A 16,584-nucleotide genomic window follows, 5' to 3' on the forward strand; every position below is an offset into this window, starting at 1 on the left:
CAAAAACGTAGAATGGTAATCTATATATAACCTTACGTGATAACGTGAGGTTATTATTTTTTGTTAGTAGGAGAGGAATTATGAAAAAAGTATTATTAGTTGATGGTATGGCACTATTATTTCGTGCTTTTTACGCAACAAGTGTATATGGACAATTTATGAAACGACAAGATGGTACCCCGACGAATGGGATTCATGGTTATATGAAGCATTTATTAACAGCAATACAGGCAATCGAACCGACGCACATTGTAACGTGCTGGGATATGGGAAGTACGACATTTAGAACGGAATCTTTCTCGAATTATAAAGCAAATCGTGCAGCACCGCCGGAAGAATTAATTCCGCAATTTGATTTAGTGCAAGAAATGACTGCGAAATTATCTATGCCTGTAATCGGTATGAAAGGTTATGAAGCGGATGATTGTATCGGTACGCTTGCAAAACAATATTGCAATGAAGCGGAAGTTTATATTTTGACAGGTGATACAGATTTACTTCAACTTGTTGATACGAATGTTACAGTTATGCTTCTTCGTAAAGGAATTGGAAATTACGAATATTACACACCGGAAAAAATCATGGAAGAGAAAGGTGTAGAACCTTGGCAAATTGTTCATGCGAAAGCTTTCATGGGAGATACAAGTGATAATTATCCGGGTGTAAAAGGTATTGGTGAAAAAACAGCGTATAAGCTGATTCAAGAATACGGGACAGTATCGGCAGTGCTAGAAAATATAGCATCATTAACGAAAGCGCAGCGCACAAAAATTGAAAGTGATTTAGAGAATTTAAATATCTCTTTACAATTAGCGCAAATTCATTGTGAAGTTCCAATTTCATGCTTATTAGAAGAAGGGTTACACACAATGGACGAAGAAAAACTACGCTTTGTTTGTAACGAAATGAATTGGGGAAGACCTGAAATATTAATTAATATGCTTTAAAGAGCATGGAAAGGTTGATCAAATATATTTTTGATTAACCTTTCTTTTTTTGTTCACAAAGTTGTCAGAAAATAAACGGAATTTTCATCTGAAGTTCAAATGGAATTCACAACAATCAATTATTATAAGGACACACAGATAAATCCTTATCCCGCATTAACGGGAGATAGGACTTCTATCTCAGTATTATAGCTGAATAAAGAGTGATGATGGAAGAGTAACTCCCTGTAAAAGCCCGATTGATGTAGGCTAATAATTAGTGAGGGTAAATCCTCTCATTGATTAAAGTTTCAAGTTATCTTTTATATAAACCATCCCCCAAGGAGGAAAATAAACATGCGAAAAAAAGTGAGAAAATCCTTTAAACAATTATTAATAGAAAATAAACAATCCCTACTAACTAATAAAGAGAATATGAAAGAAATTGAAGAACGGATTGAGAAACGACATGTAGCATATAGTGCTGCTAGCAATTGATAATTTTGTTTATGAAAAAAGCTTGTAGTTTGGATATTATCCGAACTACAAGCTTTTTCTTTTTTGATTAACGCCACCAAATCCAAGTCCAAAAGTAATTTCGTATATTTCGAGGAGTAATGCGTATGAAACGTTCACCGTCAAAGAAACAATTTAAATTTGGAAGTGTTTCATCTGGATTTTCTGGAATAAAGGTGACGATGTTTTCGTTACTTGTAATGGTTACTGTGATTGGTGGATCGGTAGGAGAGACTTGAAGTTGTAAAGAAACGTTTGTCGTGTTTTTAAATTCATTATTAATAGGTGGACTTATCACTTGTACTGTGAATAACACGATAATTGTTTCGTTCGGTTCCAAATTAGTAGCGACTAGGAAACCGATATTCGGATTCGCTAGTGGAGAGCGTTCCCCATTAATGAAGACCGTACCGTTCATAAATTGTAAACCTGCTGGAATGGTGTCTTGTAATGAAATATTTGAAAGTGAAATCTCGGAAGTATTCGTAATACGCACTGTATAATCAAAATATTGGTTTAAATAAGCAGAGCTGACGGAAGCATTTTTTATCACTGCTGCCGTTATAAATTGAACTGGTATACGAACAATATTCGAATTGACAATGAAAATAATAATTGGATCCTGTGGTGTCAATTGGAAAGCAGCTGTAACTGTTGCGGAATTGATAATTGTACTGTTTGAAGGGATAGAAGTTACGAGAACTTTAAATGTTATAGTTGCTACTCCATCTGCCGATAAGGAACCAATGTTAATACCAGTGTCTGGTCGAATATTTGGAACCGGAGTACCGTTAATTGTTACACTGTTTTCTATAAATGTTGTACCAGCTGGAATCATATCTAAAACGGAAGTACTTACTGTAGGAATTGGGGAATGATTAAATACGTCTAGTGTGAATGTAATAATATCTCCTATAACGACAGAAGATTTGTCAGCGTTTTTCTCAATGCGCACCATTGGATCAACGATCGTTGTTGTAACGGTATTTGTTTGCTTTGTAATTGTAATAGGTGGTTCATTCGGATCAATGGTAACAGTATAGGAAACAGAAGCGTCGTTATTGATAGCAGTTTGAAGAGTCGAAGAAGATATTGTTACTTGGAACGTAATGACAACAGATTCATTAGGAGCAAGGTTTCCTAATGGAATACCATTTTCAGGATTCGCATTAGGTTGATTGATCCCGTTAATCGTAACACTGCCAGTAATGAAAATTGTATCTACTGGTACGGTGTCTATGGCAAGAAGGTCTTCAATCGTTACATTACCGCTATTAGTAATTGTAATTGTATACGTTAAAGTTTGACTAGGTAATGCATTCGTGGTATTAACAGATTTTATGGCAACGACATTATCATTTTGGACAGTTGTTGTGACAGTATTTGTTGTAGTCGTATTTGTAACAGGTAAGTTATTTGGATTGACTATATAGTTAAAAGTAGTAATTGCTTTGTTGTTGAGTTCATTTGGTGTTGGAATAGAAGCTACAGTTACTTGGAATGAAGCGATAGCATCTCCACCTACAATTATAGTACCAATTGGTATGCCGCTTACTGGATTAACTCCCGGAACAGTTTCTCCGTTTACAATGACACTATTTTCTATAAACGTAGTACCTTGAGGAATAATATCTTGAATGACTACATCATCTGCTGAAACATTACCAGTTTGATTTAGTGTAATCGTATACGTTAACGTATCACCGACCGTTGCAAATGCAAGGTCAACAGCTTTATTACTATCCAAATTCGCGTGATGAATTTCTGTTACGGCAGCTGATGAAATAATAGTCTCGGTAATAGGTGGCCTATCTGGTACCGTGTATTCATATTCAATTGTACTCGTGTTAGAGATTGGATTTGTTTGCGGAATCGAAATAACCCGGACTTGGAATAGAATAGTTGCTGTCGTATTAGGTGGAATGTTATCAATTGGTATACCGCTAAGTGGATTGTCATTTGGCCGAGCGTTGCCATTCACAATAACACTATTCTCTATAAAGCTCGTATTTGCTGGAATGATATCTGTAACAATAATGTTTTCCACTTGTATATTTCCGTTATTTATGATGGAAATTGTATAAGGGATAATAGTTTGTAGGTCAGCGTATTGGATTGGCGTTGTTTTTGTCGCAATTACATTAGCAGAAATAACTTCAGTGAAGGTAATATTACTAGTCGATATTTGTTCTTCCCCATTTATTGTATAGCGGGAAGTTGATTGATTTTGAATGCGACCGCTAGCTGGAAGAGCTACGACGGTAGCAGAAAATGTGACTGGGATAGAAATATCAGGAGCAATCGTTCCTACAAGTATACCGGTACTTGGATTGGCGTTAAGCTGCGGAATGTTATTTACTAAAACGCTACCGTCTATAAAGGTTGTTCCATCAGGAATATTGTCTGTAAATACAACAGCAGTAGCATCCGTATTCCCTGTATTCGTTAAAGTTGTTGTATAAGTTAAAATGTCACCAATCGTTACAGAAGTTAAATCAACAGTTTTCAGTGAAACGATATCAGCGTCATTAATTTGAACGAAAGTAGTATTGGAAGTAGTAGATTTTTGAATTGGTGCAAAGTCAGGGTTGAAAATAAAGTCATAGACGATGTTTGCAGTATTAGGTGTTGGATTTACAGCAGGTAAATTCGTAACGGAAACTTGGAATGTTATTGTTGTCGATTGACCTGACGCGATATTAGGAATGGAAAAGCCGATATTCGGATCTGCTGCAGGAATTATAGTATTGTTAACTATTACACTTCCAGGAATAAATACTGTTCCATCCTCGATAGTATCTGTAAAAAAGATGGAGTTAGTTGTAGTCGATCCGTTATTTTGGATTAATACTGTATATTCAATGGTTTCATCAATGTTAGCTAATACTTTATTAGCGGATTTTGTAGCGATAAGAATAGCATCAATAAATTGTATATTTGTAGTATTGGAAGAGGTCGTTTCTGAAATTGGTGGTGAGCTTGGATCCGGTTGATATTCATAGTGAATGACAGCGATATTATTAATATTATTTTGAGAAGGTATAGAGACTACATTTACTTGGAACGTAACAATAATCGTATTATTTGGAAGGATAATATCAAGGGTGATTCCGGTAATTGGATTTTCGTTAGGTCTTGGTATGCCATCTACAAGGATGCTATTTGGAACGAATGTGGTGCCAGCTGCAATTGCGTCAATTAGGAGAGTATTTGTAATAGGTACTGTACCAGCGTTTGTAACGGCGACTGTATATGTGATGATTTGACCGATGCGTGTAATGGATCTATTGGCGGATTTAATTGCACTAACATTTGCCGTCCGCACTTCCGTGTTTACTGCATTTGATAACGATCTACGCTGAATAATCGGAGAGCTAGGGTCAATTTGGTATTCGTACGAAGTGTCTGAAATATTAATGACTGTATTGCCGGACGGTATATTTGTAAGTTGTACTTGGAATGAAATAGTGACTGTTTCATTTGGTTGTATCGTGCTGAGAGTTACTCCGTTTTCAGGATTCGCGCCAGGCTGAATCACATTATTTATTGATAAGCTATCTTCAATGAATATAGTACCTTCTGGAATGTTATCAATAAACACGGTATTGTTAGCTGGAATGGTTCCTATATTTTGTAGTGTATTTGTGTAGGTAATAATTTGCCCAATTGATACGAAAGTTACATCCGCGCTTTTAACAGAAATAATATTTGCATTTTGAAGTGATGTTGTAACAATGTTAGAATTTGCAGAGCGATTCACCGGTGGAGCTGTAGGAATACTTACATATTGGTAATTTGCAGAAGATTGATTTACAATTTCGGTTTCAGTAGGTGGATTGTTTGTTTGCACTTGAAATAGTATCGTTTTGGAACTGTTTGCTGGAATTGTTCCAAGTGGTATTCCGTTTTCTGGATTTACACCTGGCTGCAGGACACCGTTAATTGTGACACTATCGGAAACGAATGTAGTCCCAGCTGGAATAGAATCTGTAAAAATAATATTTATTGCGTCAACATTGCCGATATTTTTCACTTCAGAAATATAAAGTATAGTTCCGCCAATATCTACAGTTATTGGATTGGACGTTTTTGTAATTGTCAATTGTGCTTGCACGAAATTTGTAATGACGATATTACTTGTAGATGTTTCAGTAATAGGCGGCTGGCTTGGATCTGGTTGAATTGAATATGTTGTGTTGGATTGATTTGTAATCGATTCTTGCGAGAATGAATCGTTAATAAGAATTTGGAACGAAATAAGGTGAGTAGCGTTTGCTACTAGGTTAGGCAAAGCAACCCCTACATTTGGATTTGCACCAAGTATAGCTGTTCCATTAAGTGTAAAACTATTTTCTACGAATGTAGTCCCTTCTGGAATAGTATCTGAAAATATGAGATTAGTAGCTGGAATATTTCCGGTATTTTCTAGCGTTATCGTATAAGTCAAAATATCACCTGTTGTTGCTTGTTGTGCATTAACTGCTTTTAAAGAAAGAACATTCGCATCCGAAATTTGTGTGAAAGCTGGATTAGACGTAATTGTTCGAGAGATGATAGGAGAGGTTGGATCGGCGATAAAAGTATAGTCAATACGGGCTATATTAGAAATTGGATTCACGCTTGGAATGGATTGAACGATAACTTGGAATGTGACGGTGACAATTTCTGACGGCGCAACGGAGTTTAATGGTATTCCTACGTTTGGATCGGCACCTGGAACTGAAACGCCATTAATGGTCACGCTATTCGGAATAAATACAGTTCCTTCTGGGACCAAATCTGTTAAAGTAACTGTATTTGCAGTTGTATTGCCGTTATTTTGAACGCCTACTGTATAAGTGATTGTACCATCAGTAGATTGTACGAGAGAATCTGTATTTTTAATTACGGATAACGATGCATCAACGACAGCTGTATTAACCGTATTAGATGAGGATATTGCTGTAACTGGAGGTTGACTTGGATCGACAATATACGTGTAACTTGTAATTGCTTGATTTATAATCGCTCCTTGCGGTGGAATAGAACTTGCAAGAAATTGGAACGTAATAGTAGCAGAATCACCTGGTGCGATAATACCAACTGGAATACCGAGAGTTGGACTTGCATCTGGAAGTGAAATCCCGTTAAGCGTGACACTATTTGGAACAAATAATGCCCCTTCAGGAACTCCGTTAATGAGTAATACAGAATTTGCAGGGAAGTTTCCAGTATTCGTTAATGTTGCTGTATACGTAATTATATCTCCGATAGATACGATTGTACGATTTGCTTCTAAAACAGTTGTAACAGTCGCGTTATTAATTTGTGTGGAAGCACTATTAGAAGTTATTGTGCCTGTAACAGGAGGAGAGGCCGGATTAACTATAAATTCGTATTGAATAGATGCAACGTTTGTAATTGGATTCGAAGGTGGAGTAGATGTAACTATGACTTGGAAAGTAACAGTTAAGGAACTGTTCGTACTAACGGTTCCGATATTAACTCCGTTATTTGGATTTGCCCCTGGAATGATACTTCCATTTACAGAAAAGCTATTTTCAACAAAGGTCGTTCCAGCTGGAATAAGATCTGAGAAATTTACATTCGTAGCGTTTGTATTGCCGCTGTTTTGAATCAAAACTGTATAAGTGATTGTGTCTCCGATATTCGCAAAGGCTGTATTAGCAGTTTTTACGGCCGAAAGTATTGCTGAATTAATAGAAGTAACGAAGACGTTCGTTTCCACATTGCCAGGCTGAGCCTGTAATGAATTGCCTACGTTATATTGGAAGTTAACAAATCCTAAGTTTTGGAGTTCAGGTGTGAACGTTGTTGGGTTGCTTACAATTTGAACTTGGAATACAATTGTTACGATTTGATTTGGAGTTATTGTATTTATGCCAACACCATCAATGATAGAAGCGGATGGTAATGGAGTTCCATCAACAATAACTGATCCTGCAACAAATTGTGTCCACGATGGTATAGGGTCTGAGAAAACAACATTGTTAGCGGGGATATTTCCTGTATTCGTAATAGTCGTTGTATACGTAATTGTATCACCAATAGTTGCAAATGCTTTATCTCCTATTTTAATAGTGTTTAAAATAGCACTTTCAATTTGTGTTGAAACGCTATTAGAAGTAATGTTTTTTGAAACTGGAGGATTAGCTGGATTAACGATATGTTGAAAACTAACGCTAGCTTGATTGGTAATTGGATTTATAGGCGGAATTTCATTGGCATTAATATGAAATGCTACGATGACAGATTCGTTTGGCGCGATATCACCAATTGGAACGCCTGTAATTATGTTTGCATTTGGGATGCTAGTTCCGTTAAGTGTAAAACTATTCGGTTCAAAGGAATTTCCGGCTGGAATAAGGTCGGTAAAAATAACATTCGTCGCACTAATATTTCCGCTATTTGTAATTGTAACGGTGTAGACGATATCCTGCCCAATATCTACCGTTGACACATTTGAATTTTTTTGTGCAGTAAGGATAGCGCTATTAATTTGTGTTGTCGTTGTATTAGATTGATTGGAAGTTGTAATAGGTGGTTGGCTAGGATCAACGACATAATGATATGTGGTAGAAGCAGAATTAGAAATTGGATTAAGTGTCGGAAGTGTAGTAACAGTTGCTTGGAATGTAACGATTGCCGTATTACCACCATTAATTGAACCAATATTTACACCAGTAGATAAATCAGCGTTTGGAATGGTTTGCCCATTAACTGTGAAACTGTTTGGAACGAAACTTAAATTGCTATCAAGAATATCGATAATCGTTACATCAGTTGCAGCCACATTCCCTGTATTAGGAAGGTTAAGTGTAAATGTTATTATATTACCAATATCCGCAAAAGTAAGATTCGCTGTTTTTGTACTAATAATAGTCGCGTTGTTTATTTGAAGAAGCGTAGTGTTAGAATTAGCTGTATTTGAAACAGGAGGATTATTTGGATCAACAGTAAACTCATACGTCGTTGATGCTGTATTCGGTGCGGGATTAAAAGGTGGGATGCTGTTAACCGTAACTTGAAAGACGATACTATATATTTCATTTGGGGGAAGTGCTGCAAGTAACACACCTGTATTCGGATTCGCGTCAGTTTGTAAAATGCCATCGACAGTTAATGTGTTAGGAACAAACGTGATTCCACTTGGTAATACATCTGTGAATACAATGTTAGCTGCATCCGTATTGCCTACATTCGCAATAGAAGTAGTGTAAAAAGCAGTTTGCCCGATATCTGCATAGGATACACTTTCGTTTTTCGTCATAGATAATATGGCTTCTCTAATTAGCGTTGAAACAGGGTTACTAATTGAAGTTTCTGCCTCAGGTGGTGAGACCAATTGATACGATGTCGATGAGAAATTTACAATTGGGTTTTCGGTTGGTAATGACGTCACGGTCACTTGGAATGAAACATTTACTGTAGTCCCGGCTGTTATAGGTCCGATATTTACACCGTTCGCTGGATTTGCCCCTGTTTGAGGAACATTGTTAATAGAAAATGAGTTTGCGATAAATGTAGTTCCGCTTGGCACGGTATCTGTGAATATAACATTTTGTGCGGAGGAATTTCCGTTGTTTGTTAAAGCGACAGTATAAGTGAGTGTATCTCCGATGTTGCTAAATGCTCTATCGACTTGTTTTGATGAAAGAATGGTAGCTGTGTTAATTGTAGTGAACACTGTGTTTGAAGTAACATTTCTTGAAACAATCGGTGCATTTGGATCAGCGATGAATGTGTACGAAGCAGTAGCGGAATTTGCAATAGGATTTTGAACTGGTGTAGAAGTAGCGGTCACTTGAAATGCTATAGATATTGAGCTGTTAGGAGCAATTGATCCAATCGTTATACCTGTATTAGGATTAAGACCAATTTGTGTGGTGCCATTTATTGTAACGCTATCAGTAATAAACGTTGTACCATCTGGTATGAGATCAGTAAAGGTGATATTTGTCGCATTTGTATTACCGTTATTCGTTAAAATTGTCGTATAGGTTATGGTATCACCTAGCGTTACGAGCGTTTGATCGACCGATTTTACCATCGTTATCATAGCATCTAGTACAGGGTTTGTAACAATATTCGTTGAAGTAGAAGTTGTCGCAGGAGTTCCGTTTGGATCAATAGTATAAGAGTATAAAATTGTGTCATTACCCATAATTGAACTTGAAGGGGGAACAGAAATAACATTTACTTGGAAAGTAACAGTTACTGTTTCGCCAGGGGCGATATTTGGTATATTTACTCCAAGTGCCGGTTGCGCACCGGGCTGCTGGATGCCATTTATTGTGACCGAATCTGGTACAAAAGTAGTACTAGGAGGAATCGCGCTTGTAAAAGTTATATTTGTAGCGGGTGTATTTCCTGTATTCGTAATAGTCGTTGTATACGTAAGTGTATCACCGACGGAAATAATAGATATATCAACACTTTTTTGGGTTGTTAATATCGCACTGTTAATAGTTGTCGAAACCGCATTAGATACATTCGTTTGTGATACGGCAGGTTGACTAGGATCGATCACATGTGCAAATTGTACAGAACTAAAATTAGAAATTGGATTTATACTTGGAATGTTTGTAACAAGTACGTTGAGAGTAATAACGGCCGTTCCACCTGGATTTATATTTTCAATCTGTATCCCGCTAGCTGGATTTCCAATTTGCTGTGTACCAGAATCGCTTGTAAGAGTCCCGGAAATAAATGTCGTTCCATCAGGCAAAATATCCGTGAAAATTATATTTTGTGAAGTGACATTTCCAGGGTTATTTAATGTAATTGTATAAGAGATTGTATCCCCGATTGTTGCGAAAGTTTTATCTACAGATTTAACAAGTGCAATTTCCCCGGAATTTATTTGTGTCGAAACAGAATTGGATGTTGTACTTCGTGAAACGAGTGGTAAATTAGGTTCTGTCATAAATTGGTAATCGATGGAAGCACCGTTTACAACCGGTGAGTTTGGTCCCCCAGGCCCAATTGTGAAAATTGGATTTGGAATACTAACTACTTGCACGCGGAAGGTGACGTTTATAAAATCTCCTGCAATAATATCTCCAATTGGTATCCCATTCGCTGGATTTACTCCAGGTAATAAAACGCCACCTACTCGAACGCTATCTTCTATAAAGACTGTATTATTCGGAATTGGATCTGTAAAAATGATATTAGTAGCAGTCGTGTTCCCTATATTTTCTAATAAAACAGTATACGTTAAAAATGAATTTCCAGGTGCTACGTCAGAAAATATTCGATCCACACTTTTCGTTGCTTGAATAATCGCTTCGTTAATTTGAACTAAAGTTGGATTACTTGTAGCTGTTTCTGTCACTGGCGGCTGGGTAGGATCAACAATGATAGAGTATGTTGTGCTAGATTGGTTCAATGTTGGATTTATAGCTGGAATTGAGCCAACGATAGCTTGAAAGCTAATTGTTGTCGTTCCTCCAACTGGAATTGGGTCTAAAGGAATCCCGCTATCTGGCCTAAATCCAAGTTGTGGGATGGTATTAATTTGTACGCTATCAGGCACGAATGAAAGTTCAGGTGGTAATATATCGATAAAAACAGGTGTATTTGCAGTTGTATTTCCACTATTGGTAAGGGTTGTTGTATACGTAATTGTATCTCCAACAGCAGCAAATGCACTGCTTGCAGTTTTTGTTGCGATAACGGAAGCCGTATTTACTTGTGTAAAGGTTTTATTAGATTGAACTGTTCGTGAAACAGGTGGTTCATTTATATCAACAATAAAACTATATTGAAGCGATGATTTGTTCGGAATTGGATTAGGGTTTGGAAGCGTTGTAATGTTTACTTGAAAACTGAGTGTAATCGATGCATTTGAATTCAAGTTACCAATATTGATACCGTTTTGTGGATTTGCATTCGGGATAGTTACACCGTTTATTTTAAAGCTATTTGGGACAAAGGCAGTACCGTTTGGAATTGTATCTGTAAAAACAATGTTGTTCGCAGTAGTATTTCCTGTGTTTGTAACAGATGAAGTGAATGTAATCGTATCACCAATCGTAGCGAAAGTTGTACTCGCAATTTTATTTAAAACTAGAGTAGCGTCAATAATAGGGGTAGCAGTCGTGTTTGTTACAGTGCTTCCAACAGCAGGTGTTTGGTTTGGATTCACTGTATATTCATAATTTACAAGGGCGTTATTCGTTAAAGTACCGCTAGGAGGAATCTCAAGAATTTTTACTTGGAATGTAATAAAAGTAGTTCCTCCTGGTGAAATATCGTCTAAATGAATACCTAATGAAGGGTCTAATCCAGGTTGTGAAACGTTATTTATCGTAACGGAATTTGGGACGAAGGATGCACCTGGTCCAAGTCCATCCGTTAAAACAGTTGCACTAGCAGGGATGTTTCCTGTATTTGTTACTGCAATCGTATAGGTAACGATGTCTCCAATTGCAGCTGTTGGTGTATTCACTGACTTAGTAGCAACAATTGTAGCGTTATTAATTTGAGTTGTTATTAGATTACTTAGCGCACTGGCGGATGCTGGAGGTAAGTTAGGATTTACGACATATTGGTACGCTGTATTACTTTGATTCGGGATTGGATTCGGATTCGGGATAGAATTTACTTGAACTTGGAACGAAATTATCGTATTTGCATTCGGATTGATTGGATCAATTGCAATTCCGTTTGCTGGATTTACATTAGGGAGTGTATTGCCATTTACTGTTACACTATTAGGAATAAACGATGTCCCATTTGGAATTACATCTGTAAATATTACATTTGATGCAAGGATGTTCCCACTATTCTTTAAAGTAGTCGTGTACGTAATAATATCATTTACGTTAGCAAACTGTTTATCTGCAGATTTTGTAGCGGCAATTGAGGCGTTATTAATAGTTGTCTGTACAGTGTTAGAGGCCACCATCTGCATTACGGTTGGTTTGGATGGATCGTACGTGTATTGGAATGTAGTGCTTGATTGATTTGTAATCGGATTTACCGCAGGGATATTTGGTACAAAAACCTGGAATGAAACGGTACGTGATGAATTCGCCCCGATCGTACCGATCAAAATACCGTTAGCAGGATTTGCATTTGCTATAGGGACATTGTTAATCGTTACAGTATTAGGAATGAAGAGGGTACCCGCTGGAATGATATCTGTAAACGTTACATTAGAAGCAGGGATATTCCCGTTATTTGTTAAAATAGTCGCATATAATATGACATCACCAACATCAGCGAAATTTGTGCTTGTTAGTTTTGTAGCAACAATATTAGCAGTATTAATTTGTGTAGTTACTATATTGCTAGCAGTGTTTCTAACAACAGCAGGTAAACTCGGATCGGCGATAAAGCTATATTGAAGTAAAGCGCTATTTTGAATTGGATTTGGTAAAGGTAGCCCATTTGCACTTATTTGAAAAACAATCGTTGTAAAACCACCAGTAGGAATGGAGCCGACTTGAAGGCCGGTACTTGGGTCTGCACCTAGCTGTAAAGCGCCACCTATAAAAATACTATTTGGTACGATAGTGGTGCCGGGAGGGATTATATCGGTAACAACAATATTATTTGCTGTAGTATTGCCAAGGTTAGCTAAGGAAATTGTATATGTGATTGGTTGCCCAACATCGGCGATAGTTAAATCTGCCTCTTTGACAATAACTACATTTGCTAAATTAATTTGTGTACTTACAGTGTTACTTAAAGATGTTTCTATAGTTGGTGGATCGCCCGGATTTAGAATAAAACTATACTGTGTACTTGAAGAATTTATTGTTGGGTTTTGCACTGGTAAAGAGGTGACAGTTACTTGATAAGAGACGGTAAGTGAGCCGTTAGCAGGAATGGAAGGTAACGGAACACCTATATTTGGATCTGCGTTATTTTGGAGTACACCGTTAATAAGGAAAGTGTTTGGAATAAAGGTAGTGCCATCTGGATTTGTATCTACGAAAGTTGGACTATCAGCAGAAACACTTCCTGCATTCGTTAAAATAACGGTATAAATTAATATATCTCCAACGGTAGCGAACTCTCGATCCACTGATTTTGTCGAAATGACATTTGCATCGTTTACTTGAGTAAATGTAGTAGTTGAAGTTGTATTTTTACTTACGGGTGCAGCATTTGGATCAACAATAAAGTTATAGGAAATGGAAGCGCTATTTGAAATAGGATTTGGGTTTGGAATGCTAGTTATTAATACTTGGAATGAAGCTGTAATTGTATTACTAGCATTGATACTACCAATATTAATGCTAGCTGGTGTTGCGACCGGCTGAGTAACACCGTTAACTATAACACTGTTTGGCACAAAGGAAGTACCATTCGCAATGGAATCGGATAGTAATACATTGTTCGCCGCAACATTTCCATCGTTTGTAAGAGCAAAGGTGTAAGTTAATACATCTCCAACTTCCGCAAACGTTTTATCTACAGATTTACTAGCATGAAGATTTGCTAGTCTAATTGTTGATGTAACAGAATTAGAATTTGCAGTTTTTGAAGTTGGTGGCAGGCTTGGATTTACAGTGTAAATATAAGAGGCGAAAGCGTTATTAATGATAGGGTTTTGTGCAGTAATATTGATGACTGTTACTTGGAAGGATAAGGTAAAAGTAGCTCCGCCAGGAATTGTGCCGATAGGTAAAGCAACGAGAGAATCTACATTTTGCAAAACTCCGTTGAGCGTTACAGAACCTAATGTTAATATCGTTCCATTTGGAAGTGGATCTGTTAGTTGAACGTTATTGGCGGCCGTATTTCCACTGTTTGTAATAAGGATTGTATAACTTATCGTTTCGCCAATTGTGGCAAATTGTTTATTTGTAGACTTTGTTAATGTTAAATTCGCATTGTTAATTTGAGTAGTAACGACGTTAGAAGAAATGTTTTTCATAATGGGTGATTGGCTAGGGTTAACGGTGTACTGATAAGAAGCGCTTGATCCGTTAGATACGGCATTTGACACGGGTATTGTGTTTACTACTACTTGAAATGAAACACTTTTGGTTGTGCCAGTTGGGATGGATCCTATGTTCACACCATTAGTGGGATTAGCGCCAACTTGTGTTGAGCCATCTATTGTTAAACTGTTTAGGACAAAAGTTGTTCCTGTAGGAATGACATCTGTAAAAATAACATTGTTCGCATTCATATTACCTGTACCTGTAAAGGCAACAGTGTAAGTCAGTGTATCGCCAATATCTGCATAGTTTTTATCTACTGCTTTCGTCATTGTTACAGTAGCATTATTCACTTGAGTGGAGACAATATTCGTCGTATCAGTCCCACTTACTGCCGGCTGATTTGGTACAGGAATGTATTGATATGTTGTTGTACCACTATTTAATATTGGATTTGTTTGGGGGATAGAAGGAACGAATACTTGAAAGGAAATAGTAGTAGTAGAATTTGCAGCAATAGATCCAATTGATATACCATTAGCGGGATTTGCTCCAGCTTGAGTAACTCCGTTAACAGTTACACTCCCTGGAATGAAAGCAGTCCCGCTAGGAATCGGATCTGTATATACAACACTAGTTGCCGCAATATTCCCTATATTAGCTAAGGCAATACTGTAAGTTAACGTTTCGCCAATATCGGTAAAGATTTTATTAACTGATTTTGTGCCATTAATATCTGCGAGGTTAATTTGAGTACCAGCAGAGTTGCTTGTTGCAATACCGTTAAATGTCGTTCCTCCGGCAATTGGAGTATATTGAAATGTAATATTAGCAGTGTTAGAGATAGGGTTTTGACTCGGAAGGGAAACGACAGTCGCTTGGAAAGTTACAGTACGAGAAGAGCCATTATTAATTGTTCCAAGAGAAATACCAGCAGCCGGATTTGCGTTTGTTTGTGGTACGTTATCTATCGTTACGCTTCCAGGTATAAAGGAAGTACCGTTAGGGAGTATGTCTGTAAAAGTAACGTTATTAGCGGGCAGAAGACCAGTGTTAGGAATAGTAACTGTATAAGTGAGAATATCTCCAATTGTAGCGACACTTTTATTCACGCTTTTAGTTGCTTGTATATTAGGTGAGTTTATATTGATTTGTAAACCGACTGTATTTAACATATATGCATCCCCGTTAGTAGTTAAACGAATTGAGGCAGATACTTGGGAATTTGTTAAATAAGGAGAAATATCAATGGAAGTAATGTCCCATCCTTGTCTTCCAGCGGAGATATTTGTACTTGTAGAAGCGCTTTGATTTCGCGTTCCAAATGTCCCTGTTGTATCTAAGTTTCCTGCGGCATTATTAATTTGAGAACCGAAGAAATTATTTATAGCATTGTTTGGTCCAGATAAAGCATTTAATGAACTGAAATTTGGTCCAAATAAAGCTTGATCCCCGGTTAAATCAGCATCTCCTTCTGTAGAACTTAAAAATAATCTCCCGCTTACAGGTCCTCCTGAAGGTGTTAAAAATCCTGAAACAGATACATCGGCACTACCAGTTTCTGCAGAAACACGGTTACCAGCTACATAAATTGTTAAGTTTCTTGCAGGTAATGTCCCGTTTTGGTAAGCGACGATAAGCGTCCATCCAGCCGAATTAATTGTTCCATTAGAAGCATCTATGGGATCTACAAGTCCAGGGACAGCTCCCGTAGTATAAGAACCAGAACCTCCAGCTTGAATAAGAGTTGTTACGTCTGCTGATCGTGTATAAAATCCAAATGTGACAGATCCAGAAACGAATGTTTGATTTGAAGCTGTAACAGCTGAAGGGGTAATTGAGTATGTTGACACAGGTGTTGTAAAAGAAACGGGGTTTCCTAATACACTCGTAATGTTTTGATCACGAGATAAATAGTTTCCGCCCCAAACGAGTTCTGCGTAAAGAATAGTACTGCCAGCAGGGATATTCAAAATAGCGGTAGAACTATTTTGTGTATAGTTTAACGTTGTACCAGCAGGAAAAGTAGTTACTTGTAAAGCGGTATTCGTAGTTACGAATGCACCAATTGCCCCGATTGTACCAGCACGGTTTTGATTACTAATTTTACTTAAGCCTAAAGTGTTTCCTGTAATAGCGAGTGCACCGTTAGTGGTGGTAGAAAATCGATTCGTAATGGGCATGTTGTCACCTCATTTATATTATAGTCTTGGTCAAAATAGGATATGTGTGTGGCAAATAAA

The 16,584-nt window shown here is 37.3% G+C and carries 3 protein-coding genes; 2 read left to right on the forward strand and 1 reads right to left on the reverse strand.

The genetic code is table 11. From position 1 onward, the window contains the following. Positions 1-80: 80 nt before the first annotated feature. Entirely contained in the window at positions 81-947 is an 867-nt protein-coding gene (locus JFT95_RS06180) for a 5'-3' exonuclease (RefSeq protein ID WP_002126510.1), read from the forward strand. Positions 948-1,283: 336 nt separating this feature from the next. Next, positions 1,284-1,424: an FbpB family small basic protein gene (locus JFT95_RS06185; RefSeq protein WP_001228051.1), complete on the forward strand. Its 141-nt coding sequence runs from the start codon at positions 1,284-1,286 to the stop codon at positions 1,422-1,424. A gap of 67 nt (positions 1,425-1,491) precedes the next feature. Here the strand turns inward: JFT95_RS06185 and JFT95_RS06190 are convergent, their stop codons facing one another. After that, positions 1,492-16,524: a DUF11 domain-containing protein gene (locus JFT95_RS06190; RefSeq protein ID WP_201051717.1), complete on the reverse strand. Its 15,033-nt coding sequence runs from the start codon at positions 16,522-16,524 to the stop codon at positions 1,492-1,494. Positions 16,525-16,584 lie beyond the last annotated feature (60 nt).

This window comes from Bacillus sp. TH17, assembly GCF_016651125.1.
Classification (GTDB): Bacteria; Bacillota; Bacilli; order Bacillales; family Bacillaceae_G; genus Bacillus_A; species Bacillus_A mycoides.

Coding starts and splice junctions, on each gene's coding strand:
- JFT95_RS06185 (WP_001228051.1), top strand. CDS start 1,284: ATGCGAAAAAAAGTGAGAAAATCCTTTAAACAATTATTAATAGAAAAT.
- JFT95_RS06180 (WP_002126510.1), top strand. CDS start 81: ATGAAAAAAGTATTATTAGTTGATGGTATGGCACTATTATTTCGTGCT.
- JFT95_RS06190 (WP_201051717.1), bottom strand. CDS start 16,524: ATGCCCATTACGAATCGATTTTCTACCACCACTAACGGTGCACTCGCT.